The organism is Bradyrhizobium sp. LA6.1 (assembly GCF_040547805.1).
GTDB classification, from domain to species: domain Bacteria; phylum Pseudomonadota; class Alphaproteobacteria; order Rhizobiales; family Xanthobacteraceae; genus Bradyrhizobium; species Bradyrhizobium barranii.
On record NZ_JBEPQK010000001.1, the window covers coordinates 116,508 to 139,717 of the forward strand.

Annotated in this window: 17 protein-coding genes; 5 read left to right on the plus strand and 12 right to left on the minus strand. The window is 63.1% G+C overall.

The genetic code is table 11. The features are described from left to right. Positions 1-7: 7 nt before the first annotated feature. From ABIB99_RS00590 to ABIB99_RS00630, 9 genes are all read right to left on the minus strand, one after another. On the minus strand, positions 8-688 hold the full coding sequence (locus ABIB99_RS00590) for an SDR family NAD(P)-dependent oxidoreductase (RefSeq protein WP_354174324.1): 681 nt from the start codon (positions 686-688) through the stop codon (positions 8-10). Positions 689-692: 4 nt separating this feature from the next. Then, positions 693-1,907: a sialidase family protein gene (locus ABIB99_RS00595; RefSeq protein ID WP_354174326.1), complete on the minus strand. Its 1,215-nt coding sequence runs from the start codon at positions 1,905-1,907 to the stop codon at positions 693-695. Continuing rightward, entirely contained in the window at positions 1,904-3,331 is a 1,428-nt protein-coding gene (locus ABIB99_RS00600; RefSeq protein ID WP_354174328.1) for a sodium:solute symporter family protein, read from the minus strand. Before ABIB99_RS00600 ends, ABIB99_RS00595 begins: the two co-directional genes overlap by 4 nt. A gap of 293 nt (positions 3,332-3,624) precedes the next feature. Beyond that, a complete protein-coding gene (locus ABIB99_RS00605) occupies positions 3,625-4,773 on the minus strand; it encodes an amidohydrolase (RefSeq protein ID WP_354174330.1) in 1,149 nt (382 codons plus the stop codon). A gap of 229 nt (positions 4,774-5,002) precedes the next feature. Next, entirely contained in the window at positions 5,003-6,091 is a 1,089-nt protein-coding gene (locus ABIB99_RS00610) for a mandelate racemase/muconate lactonizing enzyme family protein (RefSeq protein WP_354174332.1), read from the minus strand. Positions 6,092-6,254: 163 nt separating this feature from the next. Next, the gene (locus ABIB99_RS00615; protein ID WP_354174334.1) at positions 6,255-7,016 is read right to left on the minus strand and encodes an alpha/beta fold hydrolase; all 762 of its coding nucleotides are present in this window, start codon (positions 7,014-7,016) and stop codon (positions 6,255-6,257) included. Positions 7,017-7,106: 90 nt separating this feature from the next. Next, positions 7,107-8,300, minus strand: a complete 1,194-nt coding sequence (locus tag ABIB99_RS00620; RefSeq protein ID WP_354174336.1) for a M20/M25/M40 family metallo-hydrolase — start codon at positions 8,298-8,300, stop codon at positions 7,107-7,109. Between the two features lie 172 nt (positions 8,301-8,472). Continuing rightward, positions 8,473-9,234, minus strand: a complete 762-nt coding sequence (locus tag ABIB99_RS00625) for an outer membrane protein (protein ID WP_354174338.1) — start codon at positions 9,232-9,234, stop codon at positions 8,473-8,475. 330 nt (positions 9,235-9,564) lie between these two features. Then, on the minus strand, positions 9,565-10,809 hold the full coding sequence (locus ABIB99_RS00630) for an MFS transporter (protein ID WP_354174340.1): 1,245 nt from the start codon (positions 10,807-10,809) through the stop codon (positions 9,565-9,567). Between the two features lie 58 nt (positions 10,810-10,867). Here ABIB99_RS00630 and ABIB99_RS00635 point away from each other — a divergent pair, with 58 nt between their 5' ends. The 3 genes from ABIB99_RS00635 to ABIB99_RS00645 all read left to right on the plus strand — a co-directional run bounded on the left by ABIB99_RS00635 (position 10,868) and on the right by ABIB99_RS00645 (position 16,062). Beyond that, entirely contained in the window at positions 10,868-11,236 is a 369-nt protein-coding gene (locus tag ABIB99_RS00635; protein ID WP_354174342.1) for a hypothetical protein, read from the plus strand. 409 nt (positions 11,237-11,645) lie between these two features. Beyond that, complete coding sequence (locus ABIB99_RS00640; protein ID WP_354174344.1) at positions 11,646-12,878, plus strand: efflux RND transporter periplasmic adaptor subunit; 1,233 nt, start codon at positions 11,646-11,648, stop codon at positions 12,876-12,878. A 1-nt stretch (position 12,879) separates the two neighbouring features. Beyond that, a complete protein-coding gene (locus ABIB99_RS00645; RefSeq protein ID WP_354174346.1) occupies positions 12,880-16,062 on the plus strand; it encodes an efflux RND transporter permease subunit in 3,183 nt (1,060 codons plus the stop codon). 189 nt (positions 16,063-16,251) lie between these two features. On the opposite strand, the gene ABIB99_RS00650 is transcribed toward ABIB99_RS00645, so the two are convergent. The 3 genes from ABIB99_RS00650 to ABIB99_RS00660 form a co-directional block, all read right to left on the minus strand. Next, positions 16,252-18,789, minus strand: coding sequence for a hypothetical protein (locus ABIB99_RS00650; protein WP_354174348.1), 2,538 nt, complete (start codon positions 18,787-18,789; stop codon positions 16,252-16,254). 312 nt (positions 18,790-19,101) lie between these two features. Further along, positions 19,102-19,419, minus strand: a complete 318-nt coding sequence (locus ABIB99_RS00655; protein ID WP_187387775.1) for an SdpI family protein — start codon at positions 19,417-19,419, stop codon at positions 19,102-19,104. A 142-nt stretch (positions 19,420-19,561) separates the two neighbouring features. Beyond that, complete coding sequence (locus ABIB99_RS00660; protein ID WP_063984879.1) at positions 19,562-20,431, minus strand: LysR family transcriptional regulator; 870 nt, start codon at positions 20,429-20,431, stop codon at positions 19,562-19,564. A gap of 107 nt (positions 20,432-20,538) precedes the next feature. Here ABIB99_RS00660 and ABIB99_RS00665 point away from each other — a divergent pair, with 107 nt between their 5' ends. Both ABIB99_RS00665 and ABIB99_RS00670 read left to right on the plus strand, forming a co-directional pair. Next, positions 20,539-21,642: an HlyD family secretion protein gene (locus tag ABIB99_RS00665; RefSeq protein WP_354174351.1), complete on the plus strand. Its 1,104-nt coding sequence runs from the start codon at positions 20,539-20,541 to the stop codon at positions 21,640-21,642. Positions 21,643-21,659: 17 nt separating this feature from the next. After that, complete coding sequence (locus ABIB99_RS00670) at positions 21,660-22,766, plus strand: FUSC family protein (protein ID WP_063984877.1); 1,107 nt, start codon at positions 21,660-21,662, stop codon at positions 22,764-22,766. Positions 22,767-23,210: the final 444 nt, after the last annotated feature.

A 23,210-nucleotide genomic window follows, 5' to 3' on the forward strand; every position in this document is an offset into this window, starting at 1 on the left:
CGTGCGCCTAGAGCGAGCTGCCGCCGCAGATGACGAGCTGCTGTCCGGTGATGGCCGCAGCCTCCGGCGAAAGCAGGAACGCCACCGCGTGCGCGACTTCCTCCGGACGAATGAAGCGGCCGATCGGTGGCAGTTTTGGCGCGACATTGGCGCGCGTCGGGTCTTTCAGCATCGGTGTCTCGGTTGCGGCGGGCGCAACGACGTTGACCGTGACTCCGCGCGGCGCGAGCTCGATGGCCCAGGATCGCGCGAGCGCCACCAGCGCCGCTTTGGTCGCGGCGTATTGACCGCGGCCGGCCGCGCCCGAGGCGGTGCGGCTGCCGATGAGGACGATGCGTCCTCCTTTCGGCAAGCGCGGCGCCAGCGCGTCGGCGAGACGCGCGGCGACATCGACATGCAGTCGCCACATCGCGGCGCCGTCGTCATGGTCGAGCGATCCGAGCTCGCCGACCTTGAGCATGCCGGCCGCGTGAACGAGCGCGGTTGGCGCGACGCCTGCGACGGCGTTTGCGATGTTATCGACCTCCCCGAGATCGAGCGAGAGGTGATCGAAGGCCGGATGGTCGAATGGCGCGGGACGCCGGCTGATGCCGGTGACGCGCCAGCCATCGCGCAGCAGCCGTTCGACGATCGCAGCGCCGATCCCTGAGCTGGCGCCCGTGACGAGCGCGTGCGGCCTCTTGTCCATGGTCTCAGTCCCTGATGGCGCGTTTCACCCATGGCTCTGTCACGCGTACATATTTGATCGCGCGGCGATGGAAGGTGAAGGCCATGTGGATCGCCCCGTCGGCGGTCTCCTTGACCGAAGGGTAGGACAGTTCGCGATTGGTCTGATCGCGTGAATTGTTGGTCATGCAAAGGCCGTCACCGGTCTCGACATTGCGCTTGCTCCACGTCCGCCCGCCGTCGGCGGAGACGGCCAGCGTCATCGGCGCCCGCGGCGCGCCCCAGAACGCGGTGCGTTCGTCCGTCGTCTTGCCGTCGCCGGCGAGCACGGGCGGCAAATCGTCCTCGATCTCGTCATAGAGCGAGAGGCGGCGCCCGGTCGCATCCCTGGCGCTGGAGTCGTTGAAGACCAGCGCGAGATGACCGTTGCCAAGTCGCGTGACCTGGATCGAGGAGTTGTTGTTGGGCAGCACGGTCTGGACCGGCACCGACCAGGTGCGGCCGTGATCGGTGGACCGGCTCTGATAGATGTTGTCCGCCCAGCGGCTGCGGTAAAGGGCGATCAGCGAGCCGTCGTCGAGCCGCGCGATGCACATATGCACGCAGCCGCGGCTGCCGGGGACGTCGATGTCGCGCCAGGTCGCGCCGGAATCGGACGAGATCTTCACCGCGCTGGTGTCCTCGTCGCCGTTCCATTTCCGACCCGGGGTGCTGTGGCAATAGAACACGGGCAGCAGCCAGTCGCCATTGTCGAGCACGACGATCGGCTGCCGGATGAAGGTGCCGCGGCCGCGCTGCTCGGGAAACAGCGTCTCGATCGGGCCCCAGTTCTTGCCGTTGTCGCGGGAGAGGCGGCGGCGGATCAGCGCGGTGTCCTGGTTTCCCGCCAGCTGCGCCGTCCACATCAGCCACAGCGTGCCGTCAGGTGCGGGAAACAGCACCGGGTTCTGCTCCGAACGTCCGTTGTCGTCGGACAGCTTTTCGGCGGGAGACCACTGCGTCGCGCCGCGGGCGAGGCACGAAAAATAGACCGAGATGTCCGACATGCCCTCCTGCGTGCCGCCGAACCAGACGCAGGCCAGATCGCCGTTCGCGAGCGGCATCAGATTGGCGGCGTGGTTCTGCACGCAAGGCGAGGGAATGAAAGCGTCGGACCGGTCGGGATCGCCGGCGGCCGGGCGAACGACGCCGTCGGCGGCGGTCCCGATGTCGGTGGTCACGATCTCGGTATCGATGATCATGTCGAAGTCCTTTCCATCAATGCATTTGGCTGCGACGTCGCGTCGGCGGCCGGAGCGCGGCCCATCACCAGGCGCTCGACCGCCATCACCACCAGCGGTGTCGCGGCCGCGACATACATGTTGTCGACCCCGAAGGGGTTTCCGAGCATGTACCAGGCCGTCGTCGAGATCGCGGCGCCGATCAGGCCCGCGGTGGCGCCGCGGTTGCTGGCAAACAGCGGCAGATAGAATCCCATCATCGCGATGATGGTGATCGACAGGCGCAGCGCGCGCGTGAAGAACGACAGCTTGAGGATTTCCGGGATGAAGAAGACGAAGACCAGCGGTGCAATGCCGATCGCCACCGAGAACAGGCGGGTCATCTTCAGCTCCCGCTCCGGCGTCGGCTTCCAGTAGGGGACGTAGAAGTCGCGGACCACCAGCGAGGCGATCGCGAGCGCAACCGTGCAGACGCTGACGAAGATCGAGGCGACGAGCGAGGTCGTCACGAAAGCCGAGGCCAGCGGCGGCATCTTCTCCAAAAACACCGGCAGCGCGTAGAGGCTGTTCATGTCGGGATAGAGGAATTTCGCGGCGACGCCGATCAGGGCGAGCAAGAATCCGAGCGGCAGGCAGAACGCCGCCGCATAGAAGGTGGCCCTGCGCGCGTCATCGGCGCTCGGCGTCGATGAGATCGCCTGCACGATGAACTGGGTCGAGAAGATCGCGCCGACGGTGCCGAAGGTCCAGGCGAAGATGGTCGCAAAGCCGATCTTGCCGTCCCAGCTGAAGTAATAGGCGGGCAGCTTGGCCTGGATCGGCGCGATGCCGCCGGTCAGCGACATCGCAACCGAGAATATGATGACGATACCGACGACCTTGATGGCGCTGTGCAGGATCGTCACCCAGGCGACGCCCTTCAGCCCGCCGAACACGTAGTAGAAGGTGCTGACCACGGCGATGATGCACATCGCAACAGGCATGCTGACATGCAGTGCGGTGGCGATTGCGGCCGCGCCGCTCACATAGTTGCCGACGTTCACGAGCAGCAGCGCGTAGATCATGATCACCGACACCGTGAGCATGGTCGACTTGCCGTATTTCTGCGCGATCGCCGCCGAGATGGTGTATTCGCCGGAACTGTAGAGCTTCTTCACCATCAGGAACCCGAACAGCAGGAAGCCGATCGAGGCGCCGAGCACAGCCCACCCCGCCGCTATGCCCGACTGAAACGCTTCCTGCGCCGTGCCGACGGTCGATTTGGCGCCGACGAATTCGGACATCATCAGCACGCCGACGACCACCGCCGGCATCGCGCGTGCGCCCGTCATGAACTGATCGCTGGTCCTGCTGCGCAGCCTGAACGTGAGCCAGGACGTGAAGGCGATGTAGGCGACGATCATCGCGACGATGAGCGTGCTGTCGCCATTGAGGATGGCTTGCATCGATGACGTTTCCTCTGGTGGCGCGGATGCGGTGTTGTGAGCCCGCTTGGTCCCGCTGCATGTTGTTCGGAATACGAACAATTGTTCTTTAATTTCATTATTCCTGCCCGCACGTCCCGCGTCAAGCGCGCGCAGCGGTGCGGTGCTGCAACGCGCCCGGTCGGGCAGTCATCGCCGCTGCATGTTCAAAGGGTTGCAGGCCAAAGAAAAAGTGTCGGTGGGACAGTGCGGCGGGACGGTCGGCGCACGGCCGACGTCATGCGCAGGGAATCCGAGGTCCTGCCGTTCCGGGGTCAGTTCGACTTCAGCGCCACCTTGGCGACCTCGGCCATCCAGCTGGACGCGACGGGCAAAATCGCGTCGTTGAAATCGTAGCGCGGGCCGTGCAGCTCGGCGCCGTCGCGCAATTCACCGTTGCCGATCCAGGCGAAGGCGCCGGGGCACTGCTTGAGGAAGAAGGCAAAATCCTCGCCGGCCATGCTCGGCGCGAGATCGCGTCGCACCTCGGTCTGCACCCTCTCCGCGGCAAGGCGCGCCAGGCCCGCCTCGGCAGGCGTGTTGACCACCACGCCGACGCCCATGACGATTTCGGGCGTGACCTTGACGCCGAAGGTCGTTGCAATGCCTGCGCAGACCTCTCCGATCCGCGCCAGGATGACGTCCTTCACCGCGTCGCGATGATACCGCAGCGTGCCGCCGATGGTGACGCGTCCCGCGATCTGGTTGCGCGCCGTGCCGCCTTCGAGCGTACACAGCGAGAGCACGGCGGTGTCGAGCGGATCGATGCTGCGCGACACGACCGATTGCAGCGCCACGATCAGGTGTCCCGCCGCCATGACGGGATCGCGGGTCAGATGCGGCATGCCGGCATGTCCGGCATGGCCGTCGATGGTGATGCTGACGCGTCCGCCGGAAGCCATCACGACGCCGTCATGGACCGCGATGGTGCCGGCTGCGAGCCCCGGCCAGTTGTGGAAGCCGAACACCCGCGTCATCGGAAAGCGGTCGAACAGGCCCGCCCCGACCATCGCGCGCGCGCCGCCAAGGCCTTCCTCGGCCGGCTGGAAGATGAAGTCGACGGTACCGCTCCAACTGGTGTCGGCCACCAGCAGCGCGGCCGCGCCGAGCAGCGAGGCGGTGTGCCCGTCATGCCCGCAGGCATGCATCACGCCTGATGTCGTCGAGGCGTAGGGCAGGCCGGTGTCCTCGGTGATCGGCAGCGCATCCATGTCGGCGCGCAGGCCGACGCGGCCCTGCGCCGCCCCTCGCGTCAGCGTCGCAACCACGCCGTGGCCGCCGATGCCCGCTTCGAAGGGAATGCCGAGCTCGGCGAGCTTGTCCCGCACGAAGGCCGAGGTGGCCTTCTCGTGGAGGCCCAGTTCCGGGTGGGCATGCAGATGCCGGCGCCACTGGGTCAGTTTCTGGTGCAGCTCGGGGGGCAAGGCGGGGATCTTTCGCAAGGAGGGCCGGCTAATGCCAGCATAGCCGAATATTGAGCCGACCCGTCAAGCGCCTGCGAGTGTCTCGCGTGCAGCAACATCGTCATGGCCGGGCATAGCCGTCCGAAGGACGGCGTCGCTTCCGCTCGCCATAGCCGTCCGAAGGACGGCGTCGCTTCCGCTCGCCTATGACCCGGCCATCCACGTCTTGCTTCGGCCATGACGAATTGCCCTACGGCGAGAGTTTCGCCAGCCCTTTCCAGTCGAAGCTGATGCCATGGCCCGGACGGTCCGGCGCCAGCGCCTTGCCGTCCTCGAGCACCAGCGGGTGCTCGATATACTTGTCCAGCCCGAATCCATGCGCTTCCAGATACGAGCGGTTCGGGCAGGCCGCGAGCAGATGCACCGTGATGTCGTGCGCGCCGTGGCTGGTGACCGGGAGATTGAACGCCTCCGCCAGCCGCGCGATCTTCATGAACGCACTCACGCCACCGCAATTGGTGACGTCAGGCTCCGGATAGGATACCGCGCCGGCGACGATGTAGTTCTTGAACTCCCACAGCGAGCGCAGATTCTCGCCGGCCGCGATCGGCACGCCGCCGGCCTGCATGATGCGGGCATGGCCCGCGACGTCGTCGGGGATAACAGGCTCCTCGAGCCAGGTGAGGTCGTAGGGGACGAAGGCGCGGGCGGCGCGGATCGCGTCCTCGACCGTCCATTTCATGTTGGCGTCCGCCATCAGCGGAAAGCCGTCGCCGAGATGTTTGCGCATGGCCGCGACGCGCGCGACGTCGGATTTGAGATCGGGCCGGCCGACCTTCATCTTGATGGCGCGAAAGCCCTTGGCGAGATTGCCGTCGGTCTGCGCGAGCAGCGCCTCGACCGAGAGATCGAGGTCGATGCCGCCGGCATAGCAGGGCACGTGCGCATCGAAGCCGCCGAGCAGGCGGAACAGCGGCAATTTCGCGCGCCGCGCCTTCAGGTCCCACAACGCGATGTCGAGCGCGGACAGCGCCAGCACTGCCGGTCCGCCGCGGCCGCCATAATGCAAGCCCCACCAGACGTGATGCCAGATCGCCTCAGTATCGTCGGCCTCGCGGCCCTCGATCAACGGCGGGATCTCGCGCTTGAGGATGTCGGCCGTCGCCCCGCCATTGCGGCCGACCGTGTAGGTGTAGCCGGCGCCCTCGGCGCCATCGGCATCGCGGATGCGGCAGGTGATCAGCTCGAACGCCGCGATCTCGCCATGCGTTGAGTCCGACAGCGTGACGGGCAGGGGAATCCGGTAGAACCCGGTCTCGATTGTCGAGATGCGTGCCATGTTTCCTTCCTGCTTTTCCTTGCAGGCTAGGCCGGCAGGCATCGGCGGGCAACCGCGGGCGATGCAGGGCAGTTCTGTAGGATGGGTAGAGCGAAGCGAAACCCATCATCTTCGTTACCGCGGCGATGGGTTTCGCTGCACTCTCCCCATCCTGCGGACGACTTCATGCGAAGAAACGACGCAGCTCCGCCGCAACGCGAATCGGGGCGCCTTCGTTGTCTGCCGCGATGTGTCCGGCGCCCTTGAATTCAACGCGCGTCGCGTTCGGCAGGATCGCGGCGAGAGCATCGAGGGCGGTGGCGAGATAGCCCTGGCTCCGATCGCCGCCAAGCAGCAGCGTTTCCGTGCTCAAGCTCCTGAAGCGGTCAAGATCGCCGGCTTTCTCCGCAATCAGCTCGATGTCGTAGTGGACCGTGGGGATGAGCGTGGCCAGAGGCGGCCCGTTGCCAACGGCCGCGTTGGGACGGAGCCGCATCATCATGGCGAAGAACGATTTAAGGACAGGCGCAGGGAGCCTTGTCATGATCTCGTTGTCGCCGGTGCCTTTGAGCACGGCAACAAGGGCGCCCGGCAGATCCCCCTTCGCCAGGGCCGCCTCATAGCCAGCGGCCCAGTAGCGCGGCTGGACCCCGCCGAATTCGAGCGGCGGCTCGTAAAGCGTGAGGCGCGCGATCGCCGGATTGGCGAGCGCGGTGTGCATGGCAACCAAGGCCCCGGCGCTCAATGCAAACACATTTCGTGCGCCCGTCTCGGCGAGAAGCCGGCCGAGATCATCGATCTCGGTCGCCATGCAGTGGTCGGGCCGGAACGGTCCGCTCAGACCACGACCGCGGCGGTCCGGAATGAGAACGGTGAAGCGGTTGGCCAGCGCTGCGCCAAGGTCAGTAAAGCTCGCTGCGCTCTGCAGCGCGCCATGGAGCAGCACCAGTCCGGGGCCTGAGCCCAGTTGCCGATATCCAACGACGGTGCCGTCATTGGCGACAAATGATCTCTCTGAGCTCACGCGCGACGCGTCTCACCGCATCGTCGCGAGCTGCACGGCCAGCGCGCAGGCACGATCGTATTCGTCGAGGTTGATCCATTCGTCGATCGTGTGCGCCTCGTTCTGGCCGGCGCCGAAGGTCACGGTGGGAACGCCGTGGCGGACCATCCAGTTGGCATCGAGGCCGCCATTGGCGGTGCGGACGTTCGGGGTGCCGCCGACCGCGGACACCGCCTCGACCGCGCGTTTGACGACGGGGAGATTGTCCTTCATGCGGAACGGAAAATAGTCGGTCTCGGCCTTGAACTTGACCTTGCCGGATTTGCCCTGCGCGTTCGTCACCTTCTTGGCGGCCTTCTCGAACGCGGCCTTGTAGGCCTTGGTGATCTCCTTGAAGAACTTTCCGTCGTGGCTGCGGCTCTCGCCGCGCACATGGACGTAGTCGGTGACGACGTTGGTGGCATCGCCCGCCGGGCGGCCCTCGCCGCCGGTGACGGGGCCGACATTGCTGGTGCCTTGGCTCTTGCCCTTCACGACCTTGCCGAACCAGCCGCCGGACTTCACGTCTGCAAGCGCGAGCGCCATGATCATGGTCGAGGAGATGCCGCGCTCCGGTGCAACGCCGGCATGCGAGGCGCGGCCGAAGATCTCGACATTCCAGCGGTCCGCGCCGACGGCGCCGATGATGACGTTGGAGGCCGAGCCGCCGTCATAGTTGAAGGCCATCGCCGGCGAGCCGAGCTCGTCCAGCTTGACGTGGCGGGCGCCGTAGAGCCCGCTCTCCTCGCGCACGCAGAACAGCAGCGTGATCGGGGGATGATCGAGCTTCTGCTTGGCGAGCTCGGCGGCCAGCGTCACCAGCACGCCGCAGCCGCAGCGGTTGTCGCCGCCGAGCGCGGTCTTGGCCTCGTTGACGATCTTGCGGCCGGATTTCTTCGGCTTGGCGCCGGCGCACAGCGGCACGGTGTCCATGTGGGTCATGAACATGATGCGCGGCTGGTTGTGCAGCGCGCCGCGGCCGGGCAGGTCGACGATGAGGTTGCCGGTCTCGGTCGGCACGGGAATGCGGGTGTTGGCGTCGTCGAGCCGGATCGCCTTGGCCGGCACGCCGCTCTCCTTCAGCGCGGCGGTGAGCTCACGCCCGATCGCCGCCTCCTGTCCGGTGACGCCCTCGACGGAGAGGAAGCGCATGAGGCGGTCGGTGGCGGCTTTGGTGTCGACAGGCATGAGATGGTCCTTTGATGCACGGTACGCGTCAGCATCCTTCGCTGCGCCGTGTTTCGCAAGGCCTCTCGGACAGTCCGGTGAATTTAGGGCGGGGCAAGGACGACCGCATCAAAGCCACGGCGGCTGCTTGCGGCGGCGCGTCGAACACGACGCGCCGCCTTTGGCACAGCAATCAGTATCGCGCGACGAGCGGGGTGAGGGCAGAATTGAATCGCCAATTCACGCCCAGCATGACGGTTTGCATGTTCTGCCGGACGGTGGCCGGGAAGAAGGGAGTAGCACATCCGGGATTGCTGGTGCAGTTCAGGGTGTAGCCGTTCGTTCCAAAGTCGAAATAATTGTATTCGGCCTTCAACGACAGGTTTGGCAGCAGCGCATATTCGAGGCCGGCGCCGACGACGAATCCCGTCACATCGCGCGACCCCTTGAAATCAACCGAGAAGGCGGCGAAATCGGTCTGCGTCATCTGATAATTGAAGTGGGCGAAGGCGGCGCCGCCCTTGGCGTAAAACAGCACGCGATCGAAGGCGTAGCCGATGCGGCCGGTCGCGGTGGCGACGCGATCGAGTTGGGTCGTCAGCAGGAAGCCGGCGGCGCCGCCCGGAATCAGTGTCGTGCTGGTGTCCTTCATGTCGGCCCAATCGAACTGGCCTTCGAGGCCGACCACGAGGGAGCCGACCTGATAGTCGCAGCCGCCCTGCACACCGGCGAGCCAGCCGCTGTTGTGATTGGCGGTGAATGCTTGCTCGACGATGGGCTGCTGCTCGTTGACCCCGCGGCCGCCGCCGCCATTGCCGCCGACATAGCAACCGGTCCAGGAGAAGGCCGGGGCCGCAGGCGCCGCCTTGTACGGCATCGACACGTCCGCCGCCATGGCCGAGGTCAACGTCGAAACGGCCAGCGCAATGGCGCTGAAAAGGGTTTTGGTGGTCATGCGAGGATCTTCCTTCAACTAACGGCAATGGCGCCTGAGGCGCATCGTGCGTGTCGGCATCGCACAGGCCAGCGACTTCATCTGGTGAGTTGTCCGACTTCGCGATCCGGTCACAATATCCGGCGAGTCACGCGGCGGCTGTAACCACCGGGTCACAGTGGAAATAACGGCCACTGCAGGTTGCGACTTTTCACAGAGGCTGGCGCGACAGGAAGAATCGGGAAGTTCGGTGACAGTGCGCTGAGCTGGGCGTAGCTGGCCGACTGCACGCGACGTCATCGCCAGGGAAAATGAAGCATCCGCTGCGCCACGCTGTTGTGCGAGGCTACTTTACGCGGTGCGCGTATAGGCCAGGAAGATCAGCGCGCCCAGAAGTAGCGCCGCCGCCATGAACAGCAGCACCGCCGGCAGCCCCGCGAATGCCGCCACCGCGCCCGTCATCGACTGCATCAGGGCGGCGCCGAGGAAGAAGGCGAGGTTGATCGCCGCGAGCGCCTTGCCCGCGGTTTGCGCATCGACCAGCTGCCGCGACATGCTGAACAGCAGCGGCTGGGCGGAGGTCGCAAGGCCGATAAGCACGAACAGCACGAGGTCGTATTGCGGCGGCATCACGGGCACGCCGAACAGGGTCGAGACCGCATAATGCGGCGCCCCCAGCGCCATCAGCGCCAGCAGCAGCGCCCCGACCATATGCGTGCCCGCCACCAGCTCGCGGCGGCGACTGAGCCTGCGGTCGATCATGCCGATGCACAGGGGACCTGCGATCATCGCCAGCGTGAACGCGCCGAGCTGGTTGCCGGCCTCGACCCGCGTCAGTCCCTTGACCTCCATCAGCCAAGGTCCGCCCCACAGGCCGCGCAGCACCAGCGAAGTCGCAAGCGACACCAGCGCCAGCGCGATCAGGCCACGCAGGGGGCGCGAGAGTCCGAGCCTGAGCACCTCGATCATCTGCGACAGCGGCGAGGACTCGTCCTTGTGCTCGGCCGGTTGCCTCGGCACCAGCAAGAACACCGCGAGCGCGACGAGGACGCCGCCGAGCGCGGAGATCCAGAATCCGGCGCGCCAGCCGTAATGATCGACCACGAAGGCGAGCGGGCTCGATGACAGCAGCATGCCGATATTGCCGATCGAGAGGATCGCGCCGGACCACAGCCCGAACCGCGCCGCCGACAGTTGCTTGGCCGCCAGCGTCATCGGGCACATCAGCATGCCCGATGTCGCGATGCCGAGCATCACCTGCCCGACCGCGAAGCTTTCGGGCCCCGTCGCGAATCCCGACGCGATGGCGCCGATCACGGTTCCCATAAGCAGGCTCAGCGACACCGGCCGGACGCCGAAGCGATCCATCGCAGCGCCGACCGGAATCTGCGCGGCGGCAAAGGCAAAGGGATAGACCGAGGTGAGGCTCGCCAGCGCCTGCGGCTCGATGTGGAAATCCGCCGCCATCAGGTCAAGGCTGACGGCGGGAATCGTGCGCAGCAAGGTCGAGAGCATGTGCCCGCAGGCGAGCGCAAGCAGCGCAAAGATCAGCGCGCGGGTGCCATCTCCCGCGTTATCAGTGGCAACCGCACTCATCAGCGTCCCGTCCCGGCGAGGGTTTCGGCCGGGTTACACGATTGGCGGGACGGTGCCAATGGGGTCTTCCGGACCTTCGTTCCTCGTTGAAGGCAAGCCGGACATCGCTGACATCCGTGCGAACGCCGGTTGGCCGACACGCTTGCCGCTGAAACTGCGATTCGTCGTTACGTCGTCAGTTGATGACGAGCGCTATTCAATTCTTGCATTCCGATTTATCGAAGCAAAGGTTCGATTGCTCGAGTCTGGAAAAGTCCTCTGTTGCGATGAATACGAGGAGCCCGAGCAGAACCATTGCCGCGATGTTGGAACGCATGCTGGGGCGGTTCTCGACAGTGGCGCGATGGTGTTCGAACTTCGAGAGGTCGAGCATGCGCAAGATGTTGTCGGGCCGTGCATCATCAACCGGATCTCTGCCGCCTCCTGATCGCGTCCGAAACGGTACGACATTTCCCCGGTGGTTCGGTTGATCAGCCTTCATCTCGCGCCTCGTTCCCATCAAGCAGCGCTTGCTGAATTTCAATGATAAGGCCTGACTTGAGGCGAGCGATCCTGAAATTCACGCGCGCTGGCGCAATTCAGCGTGATGCCGCGGTGACCTCTCACGTCCCTCCATTTCGTTTCTGTTTGTTTCTGCCTGTCCTTCGTTGGACGGCTTTGATTGAGCGACTGCGTTCTACAGCGAGCGAACATGAAAATTTGTACAGATTTTCGCACGCGATCGTCATTTTGACGCTGGGATTTTGTCCGCGATACTTCCAATCCGAGGCGGCGGTTTCACCTGCAATCAGTCGGCTTATCTGAAGGCAGGTACAAACAGTTAGAGGGCCATCAATTTGTCAACGCGACCGAAGCTCAGCGTTGCGCTGTTTGGAATCCTTGCAATAGCCGTGGTGGCGTATGGCGTTTGGTATGAGCTCCTCGGGGGCGTCAAGCCAGCCGCAGCGGCCGCCCAAAGCGCTGCCAGTCAGGCCGCGGCGAAGATTCCCGTCACCTCGTTCGTAGTGAAGAAGGCCGACTTTCCCGTGCGCGCCTACGGTCTCGGAGTCGTCTCGCCGTTCAAGACGGTGACGGTCAAGAGCCGCGTCGACGGTCAGATCATCAAGGTGTTCTTCAAACAGGGGCAGATGGTGAAGGAGGGCGATCCACTTCTGGAGATCGATCAACGCCCCTTTACCGCGGCTCTCGAGCAGGCGGTGGCGAAGAAGGCCCAGGACGAGGCCAATCTGAGGAACGACCGGTTGAACCTGGAGCGCTTTCAGAAGCTCGCGAAGCAGCAATTCGAGACCCAGCAAAATCTCGATACCCAGCAGGCCCTGGTCGATCAGATGATCGCGCAGGTGAAGGGCGACCAGGCCGCCATCGACAATGCGCAGACCAATCTCGGTTACACCTCGATCAAGGCGCCGATCAGCGGACGAACGGGTTTCCGGCTGGTTGACCCCGGCAACATCGTGCATGCCGCGGATACGACGGGGATCGTCACCATCGCCCAGCTGCAGCCGATTGCCGTGCAGTTCACGGAACCTGAAGAGCAATTGCAGGCCATCGACAAGGCCTTTGACGCCGGCGAGGTGCCGGTCGAGGCGCTGACCTCGGACGGAACCAGGACACTGTCGCAAGGCAGGCTCGTGGTCATGGACAATTCGGTGAACCAGGCCACCGGGACCATCAGCCTGAAAGCGCGCTTCGACAACAAGGACAATGCGCTGTGGCCCGGCCTGTCGGTCACCACGCGGATGCTGATCGATACGCGCAAGGACGTCATCGTCGTGCCGCAGGATGGCGTGCAGCACGGGCCGTCGGGTCTGTTCGCCTACGTGATGGGCGACAATGGCAAGGTCAGCGCGAGGCCGATCAAGGTCAGTCAGAGCGGCGATGCAAATGCCGTGGTCTCCGAAGGGCTGAACGTCGGAGACAGGATCGTGGTGGCCGGACAGTCACGCCTGTTCGATGGCGCGTTGGTCGAGGAAGCGCCTGCGGCTGCGCCGATGGCGGATGCAAGCGCCACTGCCACTCCGGCCACGAGCGGAACCAAGAGCGGAACCAAGACCGGATCGGCTGACTGACATGGCTGGCGGTATCTCGGCTCCCTTCATTCGCCTCCCCATCGCGACGTCGCTGCTGATGGTCGGCATCGTCTTCGTCGGGATCATCGCCTACCCGCAATTGCCGGTGGCGCCGCTGCCGGAAGTCGACTTCCCCACCATCCAGGTCTCCGCCAACCTTCCCGGCGCGGATCCGGAAACGATGGCTTCTTCGGTGGCGCAACCGCTCGAATCGCAATTTGCGCTCATTCCCGGCGTCTCGGAGATGACGTCGCAGAGCCAGACCAGCTCGACCCAGATCGTTCTGCAGTTCGATCTCTCGCGCAACATCGATGGCGCCGGCTCCGACGTGCTCGCCGCCATCAATGCCGCGAGCGGGCAATTGCCCAAGAACATGCCGACCCCGCCGACCTACAGAAAGGTCAATCCGGCCGACTCACCCATTCTCACGCTCGGTGCCACCTCGACGACGCTGCCGATGACGCAGGTGTCCGACGAGACCTATACCAAGCTCGCGCAGGCGATCAGCCATATCAGCGGCGTCGGCCAGGTCAGTGTCGGTGGACAGCAGGCGCCGTCGATCCGTGTCCAGATCGATCCCGCCAAGCTGGTCGCCAAGGGCCTGTCGCTGGAGGACGTGCGCACCCCGCTCTCGGTGATCACCGTCAACAATCCCAAGGGAACCCTCAACGGCGACACCCGCACTTACACCGTCTATGCCAACGACCAGTTCACCAAGGCCGAGGCCTGGAACGACATCGTCATCGCCTATCGGAACGGCAGTCCCGTCCGCGTCGGCGACATCGGCCATGCCGTCAGTGCACCGCTGGACAATACCCAATACGGCTGGGTCGATGGCAAGCCCGGCGTGTTCCTGGTCATCTTCAAGCAGCCGGGCGCCAACGTCATCGACACCGTCGACAGCGTCATGAAACAGCTTCCGCATCTGCAGGCCGGCATTTCGCCGGCCATCAAGGTCTCGGTGCTGTCGGACCGCACGCAGACGATCCGCGCGGCGGTGAAGGACGTGCAGTTCACGCTGCTGCTGACGATCGGCCTCGTCGTGATGGTGATCTTCGTCTTCCTGCGCAGCGTCTGGGCCACCATCATTCCGTCGATCACGGTGCCGCTTGCGTTGCTGGGCGCCTGCGCGCTGATGTGGATAGCCGGCTACAGCCTCGACAATCTGTCACTGATGGCTCTCACCATCGCGGTCGGCTTCGTGGTCGACGATGCCATCGTGATGCTGGAGAACATCACCCGCTACATCGAGGAGGGCGAGTCGCCGATGGCCGCCGCGCTCAAGGGTGCCAGCGAAATCGGCTTCACGATCATCTCGATCTCCGTTTCGCTGATCGCGGTCTTGATCCCGCTATTGCTGATGAGCGGGATCATCGGCCGCCTGTTCCGCGAATTTTCGGTGACGCTCGCGATGACGATCGCCGTGTCGGCCCTGGTATCGCTGACGTTGACGCCGATGATGGCGTCGCGCTTCCTCAAATCGCACGACGAGGAGCATCACGGCAGGCTCTATATGCTCAGCGAGCGGATGTTCCAGGCCCTCGTGAACGGCTACGCGCGCGGCCTCGACCTCGTGCTGCGTTTCCGCTTCATCACCTTGATGGTGTTCTTCGCGACGATCGCGCTGACGGTCTATCTCTTCGTGATCATCCCCAAAGGGTTCTTTCCGCAGCAGGATACCGGGCTGATCACCGGAATCGTCGAAACGTCGCAGGATGTGTCGATCGCCGATATGGCGAAGCACATGCAGGAGATCGGCGCGATCGTGCTGAAGGACCCCGCGATCGACCACATGGCGATGCGGATGGGCGGAAGCGGCAATACGCTCAACGACGGCACGATGTACATTACGTTGAAGCCGCGGGATGAACGCACCGACTCGGCCGACCAGGTCATCCGTCGTCTGCAGGTCCAGACGGCGAAGGTCCAGGGCGCGCGGCTCTATCTCCAGTCGGCGCAGGACGTACGTGTCGGCGGCCGGGCGTCCCGGACGCAATTTCAGTTCACGCTGCAGTCGACCGATATGGACCAGCTCAACACATGGGCCCCGAAGCTGCTCGCGAAGATGAAGGAGATGCCCGAACTCCGCGACGTCGCGTCCGACCAGCAGACGTCGGGCACGACGCTGACGCTGTCGATCGACCGCAATCAGGCCGCTCGTTTCGGGATCACGCCCGACGTGATCGACGCGACCCTGTATGACGCATTCGGGCAGCGGGAAATCGCGACTTATTTCACCCAATTGTCCACCTACTATGTCGTCCTCGAGGTGCTGCCCTCGCTGCAGAAGAATCCGTCCACGCTAGAGCAGATCTACCTCCGCTCACCGACGACGGGGGGAGAGGTGCCGCTGTCGGCGTTCACCAAGTGGACCACGGCTCCGGTCCGGCCTCTGGCCATCAACCATCAGGGACAGTTTCCCGCGGTGACGATCTCCTTCAATCTCGCGCCCAACGTCGCGCTCGGCCAGGCGACGCAGGCGATCGACGCGATGGAAAAGCAGATGAACGTGCCGGCCGCGATCACCTCGACTTTCGCAGGCACGGCGAAGGCGTTCCAGGAGTCTCTCTCCTCCGTGCCTTTGCTGATCGTGGCGGCGCTGATCGTGGTCTATCTCATTCTCGGCGTGCTCTACGAGAGCTACATTCACCCCTTGACGATCCTGTCGACCCTGCCGTCGGCCGGCGTTGGTGCTCTGGCGACGCTCCTGATCTTCCATTTCGACTTCAGTTTGATCGGGTTGATCGGCCTCGTCCTGCTGATCGGCATCGTCAAGAAGAACGGCATCATGCTGGTCGACTTCGCGATCGCGGCGGAGCGGGATCAGGGCCTGTTGCCGGTTGAGGCCATTCGAAGGGCATGCCTGCTGCGCTTCCGTCCGATTCTGATGACCACGATGGCGGCGGTGCTCGGCGGCGTGCCGCTGATGCTCGGCCACGGGACCGGTTCGGAGCTGCGTCAACCGCTCGGCTACGCCATGGTCGGCGGTCTCTTGGTCAGCCAGGTCCTGACGCTCTTCACCACGCCGGTTGTCTATCTTTATCTGGACCGTGTCTCGCAATGGTTCAGTCCGAAACGACACGCAGGAAGCGATCCTCAGGAAGAGGACGTTGTCGACGACGGCGATCTGGATGTCGTCGAAGAGCTGGACCGGAAGAAATCAAGGGTCTTTGCGGCGGAGTGACTGTTTGACATCCGCGCCGACGGCGAGCGCGGTCCGGTCAATTAGAAAAAGTTCTTGATGGTGGCTCTGCCGGCACTTCACATGTCGGCGCGCAGGGGAGCTGACAGAAACCGAGGATTGCTCGATAGATGCGAATGACCCAAAGCGGTCCTTCACTGCATGAGAGAGCCTGGCCACGAAACGGTATTGCTAGCGAGTGAACTGATAATCGATCCAAACCTGAATCTCCGATAGTCCGCTCAAGTCCAACGAGCCCGCTTCAATTTCGTGCGGCTCAATCGTTACGTCCCAATCTCCGCCCACGCCGCGGCCCCAGATGGCCAATGACGATGGAGCATCGATCGGTGGGTCGGTGTTCTCGACGGGGCGGTCCAGCCGCGTCGTTTCCGCTCGGCGATTGACGGTCTGGGGCGCCAGATGCTGCACCTCAACCGTTCCATCCAGTCGACGCTGCTCGTACTGCGCGCCGTGCCGCACCACGCATGAGATTTCTCCGCTTTGATTGCGCGCTCCAACAAAGGAGACGAGCACGTTCTTGACCTTGGTCTCAAAGTGGCTTTCGGGCAGGTCCGTCGCTTCGAGCCGAAAGCTGAAGCTATGTGTATTGCGGAGCGATGTTAATTCCGGACCGTCCGTGAACGAGAGCCTATGGGTGTCCCAGTCGGGCCTGGCGTCAAAGTAGGAGATATAGGACAATTGCATATTGACGGGGTTCAGGATGCCGCCCCAGGACGCGATCAAGGCGTTTGCGAGAGCGGCTTCGTCCTTTTCGCCTTCGTAGAAGGCCCGGCTGACGTCCGGACTAATCATTCCAGCATCCAGGAAGACGTTCTGTTCCTGGTCGTCGAGCGTATATATTTCGACCGATCTTTGCGCCCGGAAGGCCAGTGTTTGCAGCGATTGGGCCTTTGAGGCTGCTATGTCTATGGCAGCCAGTCCAACTTGCCGAATCGTGTGCTGCCTGTTCAGCAGGTCGGATATCAGCTTATTCACCGATGCAACCACCGCTTCGGCCCGCGCAAGTTTGGCGGTTGCGGCGTCAAGGCGCTGCTGGGCCAAGGCCGCCCGGTTCCCGGCAAGCATCAGTTCGTGAGCCAGTTCGGCACCCTGTTTGACCAGCGCGACATATTTGGAGCTGTCGGGCGCCGCGGTGGCGTTGAGATTTTGCACCAGCTTCACGAAGCTCACGATGGACTTGCCGCCCTTGACGACAGCGTCGATGTTCTTGCCCACCTCCTCGTAGGCTTTTTTGACCTGCGCGAGGTCTTCGTTCTTGACCTTTGCGTCGTCGATCAGAGCCTTTACGATCGGTTCCGCATTGTCGCTGAGGGAGTTGGAAAGCGCGACCAATGACGGCGCAAGCGCAACGACGCTCGCGCCCGCCGTCGGGATGGCGGCTACGATGCTCACCACCGCCGCGCCGATCGACGCCACCGTGCCGAGGAATCCGCCGAACGAGAAACTCTTGGTCGCCATCACCGGCAGCGCCGTCTGAATCTCGGCGGTCACCTTGTCGAGCCGTTGCTTCGCATAGGTGACTTCGTCAACTGAGTTCTTCAGTTCGGTCTTCGCTATGTCGAGCTCGTCACTGCTGTTTGCGCGCGCCGCGAGGACTTCCGTGAGTTGCTGCGCCGCAAACTGACTCATGGTCGCGATTCCCTCCGCGCCCAAAAGCCATGACGTGCCGATGGTCAGGAAGCTCAGCGTCAGGGACCCAAAGCCGGTATAGGCGGCGATGTAGTAGTCAAACCGCGGCAACAGGTCCATCTCGCGCGGCAGGCCCAGCGCGTTGTTGCCGCCACCCTTCCACGCCACCTCGTCCGTCCCTGCAACGGGCTCAGGAAAGCCCACCATCTGTCTTTGCAGACGAAGGGCCTCCACATTGTCCGGCTGAAACTGCAGCGCGGCCGCGAGCTCACCTGCAGCAAGCGTCAGATAGCCTGCGCGATCGGTCACGCGAGAGTTGTACCTGTGATAAAAATAGTCCCCGACAGCAATACGGAACGGGGCCCAGTAATTGGCGTAAACGCCAAGATCACCGCGCACAAGCGCCAGGAACTCCGCTTCGGAAACAACGGTGTAAGCGATGGCCGACGAGATGCCCGAAGCTCCGTCCGCGCCAGACTGGGCTTGTTCGTCACCCAGGAACCCTCCGGCGCCGCCCGCACCACCGCCACCGCCCTCCGCTTCAAGTGCGGGAAAGCCATCCTCGGTCATGGTCGTGAAGGTCAGCGTGCCGGCATTTCCTCCTGCTCCGCCGCTGGTGCCCATGCTGGGAGGACTTCCTGGCGTGCCGGGAATTATCTCGCCGGGAACCCATTCCTCGTGTGTGGTTTCCATGGGCCAGGGATCGGGGACCGTGATCCAGTATCCCTCGATAATGGTGTCGGGCACGCCTTCGGTGCCATCGGCTCCCGTTAGGCCGGCGGCTCCGTGGCCACCAGACACGCTGACATAGGCGCCGGTTGATCGTTTGCACCGGACAATGACGGTGCCGCCACCCCCGCCGGGGTATGCTCCCCTTGCGTTAATTATCTTCCCGTTGCCGTGATACTCGTCGGCGATGATGATCAGGGGCTTCTGACCTACTATGAGGTCAACCTCATGGATCACAACTCGCCCGAGTAGAAAGACGGGGCCCGATCCTACAAAATTATTATAGAAGCCCTGCACATAGGCATTAATGACGACTGTGTCCCGTATATATGGATAGTTGTGCGCATCCATGACGTCGTCGTCCCTGTGTTCAGGTGTACTGCCTGGATCATCGTTGGTGTTACAGGTATCTCGCCGTAGCCGTGATGCACGCTTGAACGCCTCAGCCAGTCATCAGTCGAAGGCTAGTCTCAACCGCGGACGGTGCTCTCAAGGGGCGCAACCTACGACAGCGCGTCCAAGCTCAAGGGGCGTCCACGCGAGCTACTGATACCAATACACTAAAGGTTGTGCTTTCACCAGTTTCGGGCCGCCTCAGGCCACCGCGTCACAACACCACATTGATGACGGCTCGTGGCCCTTAGCCGACTTTCATGACCCAGCTCAGTGTGCCGCTCTCGCCTTCATCAAAACGAACAAATGGGAGGCTAAAGCGACCACCGAGAAAATGACTATTCCTAGTTCAACGCCGTGCACGCTCTGCGGCGCATAGGTCGAAACCAGCCAAATAAAAAGCCGAACAGCTCCCATGAAGACAACCACTCCCCACATCGCGAACCATTTTGGGGCGCTCCATGTTGGCTCGCCGTTGCGTCCCCACTGCATTGCGATGCGGTCCCGCTCGATACGAGGCGCGAAATAGAGGTTTAGGGTTACAACTAACGCAACAGCCAGATCAAAAACGTAATCTGCGGGTAACATATTTTGCGCCTTCCCGGGCAAGCACACTTGGCCCCTCGTGAGACGAACTGCCGCAATCTATGCTTGTTGGAGCCGAGCCGGTCGCGTCTATTTCCCGTATGGTTGCCAGCAGGTTGAGCGTTGCCCGAGGTCTCCCCCTGTTTCACGCCACCGCCTGGGCAATGAAGTTGCGGACGATCTTCGAGGTCTCGCCACGCCGGAACGCCAGAGCCAAGCGCACGATTGGAGCGTCCCCTTTGACCTCACGATAGGTGACGCCGGTTACATGAAGCTGGCGCATTGACGCCGGCACGAGCGAAAAGCCAAGCTCAGCTGCCACCAGGCTGACGACAGAGCTGATCTGCGGCGCGGACTGCCCGAGGGTCGGCTCGAAGCCCGCCCGCCGACAGGCCGCGATGACTGTGTCAACCCAGGCCGATCCGCGCGGCGTCAGAATGAGCGGATCCCCTTTGAGCCTGATAAGATCGATTTCAGTCGACTTCGCCACCGGATGGCTTGCGGGCAATACGACGAGCATCGGCTCGCTGGAGAGACGCCGAAACTGTAGATCGTCCTCGCCCTCATCGGGGCGCAGGAACACCGCGTCCAGCTCTCCTTCCCGAAGGCCCGCAAGGAGGCGGGATGTGCTTGCTTCCTCCAGCGTCAGATCCACATCGGGATAAGCTCGGCGAAACGATCGGATTGTCGAGGTAACAACGGGATTAAATGGTGCCGAGTTGGTAAAGCCGACCCGCAGCGAACCGATTTGACCCCGCGCAGCCCTCTGCGCGGCGCGAATGGAGCGCTCCGCCTGCATAGGAATGACCCGCACGTTCTCTAGAAAAGCGCGCCCTGCCTCGGTCAGTTCAGCACCCTGGGGAATGCGATGGAAGAGCGCAGCCCCGACTTCGGCCTCAAGATCCTTGATCTGTTGGCTCAGCGGCGGCTGCCCGATTCCAACGCGCGCAGCGGCGCGTGTGAAGTTTTTCTCCTCGGCAACCGCGAGGAAATAGCGGATGTGGCGCAGTTCCATGTCAGTGCCAAAAGCTATCGAGATCGTGCTTCCTATATATTTGACTGCGCGATTATCGAAATCAAATATCTCCTATCGGGGGCGCCGATTGACTTGGACGATCGAAATTGGACCAGAATCTGAACGTCAGTCTGAAAGACAAGTCCATCCCCGAGCCGGCGATTGGGAACATGGAACCCCGTCTCCCGGTTGCTGCACCTTCGCTTTCCGCGACACCCGAACTCGATCGATCGCGCGTTTTTTCGCACCGCCGGCGCGCCTTGCTGTTCCTCCTCGCCGTTGCAGCAACTGTCTTAGCCTGGTGGATATCGGGCCATCTGTTCGCCTATACGGACGACGCATACGTCACGTCCGATGTGCTGTCGATCACGCCGGAAGTTACGGGTCCGATCGCAGCGGTTCTTGTGAAAGACAACGAATGGGTGAAGCGGGGAACCCTCCTCTTTACCATCGATCCGGTTCCGTTCAGATTGGCCGTAGAGCAAGCGCGCGCGGAGGAGGCGCGAACTGAGGCTCAGCTGCCGGTCGACCGGGCGCAGTTGCAGGTTCTGCAGGCGCAGAAGGAAGCGGCGGGTGCTGCCGAGAGGCTCGCTGCGGCAAACCTGCGCCGTGACACGCCGCTTGCCCAGTCCGGTACGATCTCCGCGCAGGCCCTCGACACGACTCGTACCACCGAGGAGCAAAGCGCGGCCCAGCAACATGCTGCCGAAGCTGCCTTGCAGAAGGAGAGCGAGACTCTCAGCCTGGATAAGGCTGCCGTCTCATCGGCCCACGCTGCACGTCTTCTCGCCGAATGGCGCTTGGGCTGCACCAAAGTCGTGGCGCCCGTTGATGGTTTCGTGACGCATCTTGCCATTCAAACTGGCGACATGGTTTCCACGAGCCAGGCAGCGGTTGCGATCGTCGATGGAAACGCCTGGCGCGTCGTTGCCAATTACAAGGAATATTATCTACGACACCTCCATCCCGGCGGCCTCGCCTGGATCTGGCTCGACAGCCATCCCTGGCATCTTTATCGCGCGCGCATCCAAGGTCTGGCGCACGGCATTAGTCGCCAGCAAGGAAGCGAGACACTTGTCCCTTACGTATCTCCAACGGTGAACTGGATTCGCCTGCAACGACGGATTCCAGTTCGATTCACGCTGCTCGAATCTCCTGGGAGCGACCAACTCTTCATGGGCGTCGACGCCCGCGTCCTGGTCATCTACTGATTGGGAGAATCTTGACGATGCCGCTCCTGATATCGGCCCTGCGACCCATACCGCAAGCCCTGGTGCGTGAGCTCAAATCGCTCGAGCTTCGCGGCCCGCGCGCCAGAGACGCAGCAAAACTCGCGATCTCGGTGCTGGTTGCTGTCGCGGCGGCAACCATTCTCAACCTTGATGATCTCTCCTGGGCAGCGTTCAGCGGCTACATGGTGATACGTGGCAGCCTCGCCGAGACATTCCGGCGGGGACTGATGCGAATCGTGGGCACTGCCGGTGGAGCACTGCTGGGGCTCCTGCTTGCGCCCAGCGCAGCGGACGCCCCTTTGCTGCTAATCGTTTTCCTCTTCCTTGTGTCATGGATCGGCACCTTTCAGTCGCTGGCGACCAACTACAGTTACGCATGGCTGTTCTTTGGCCTTACGGCCGGGATGGTCATCACCGAGGCGCTCGCCTCGCCAGACTCTGTCGTGCATTTCGCCGCCACGCGGGTGGCGGAGATTACGGTCGGAACGTGCGCATGCCTTGTTGTTGCAAGCCTGTTCCCGGATACACCGAGCCGCAGGGAACAACATGCTTACGACATGCTCTGGTGTGGACGCCTGCGTGATGTGTTGAATGAGAGCTGGCTGCGAGAGAATTGGCTGCTGCTCGAGCACTGTACGCGCGCGGCGCTGGCCGTCGCCTTGCTTCCCCTCATCTGGCGGTGGTTCGGCATTGAGGAGTTCTCACAAACTGCGGTCACATCGTACGTCATCATGATCGTCCCATCGGCCGCGGTGGGGAACCGCCGATATGCTACGATCTACGAGAGGATAGCCCACAGGGCGTTCGGATGCCTGCTTGGTAGCGCGGTCGCTCTTGTCTCTATTGGCCTGTTCGGCACAGGATTGCCGGTAACCGTGCTCACCCTCGCTGCCGGCGTCTGGATCGGCTACCAAATCCAGACAGGACGGGAGATCAACTATCTCGGAACGCAGTTCACGCTCGGGCTTCTCATCACCCTAGTTCAGGGACCAGCTCCGATCACAGATATTACGCCTGGGCTAGAGCGTTTAGTTGGCATCGCGATCGGCTCCGCCATGCTGTGTCTGACGACCTTCGCTTGGCCTTTGGTTCAAGACCAGTAGCATCTCCGACGGAGGCTAACCGCCGTCTTCCCAATGTCGACCGACCAGTCTTCGTATGTCCCCTCAAGCGGCCGGACATCGCGAATGCGATCGTCGAGCCGAACCGTGCTTCAGGTCTCAGCGTGTCAGCTGACGGAGGTAAACCCGACACACCCCGCGCTTACCCCTGATCGCTGCTTTTGACCAAAAGCCGACCTCTGCTGAGATCCGCTATTGCGCCGCTATCAGGGGCACAGCGGACCTCATACGCGCCCTGACTGCCGGGCGTTCTGCGAGTACAAGCCTCGGTGCGCCTCGTGAAACCGGCTCAAGAACCTTCAGCCGTTTCGCTGCGCGGCTGGCGGATGGTTTCCTCGGGCGTGCCGATCCTCGGCCATGATGCCGGCATTCATGAAGCCGACGCAGGTCGAGACATCGGAAGAAGGCCATCTCGTGCGTGACCAG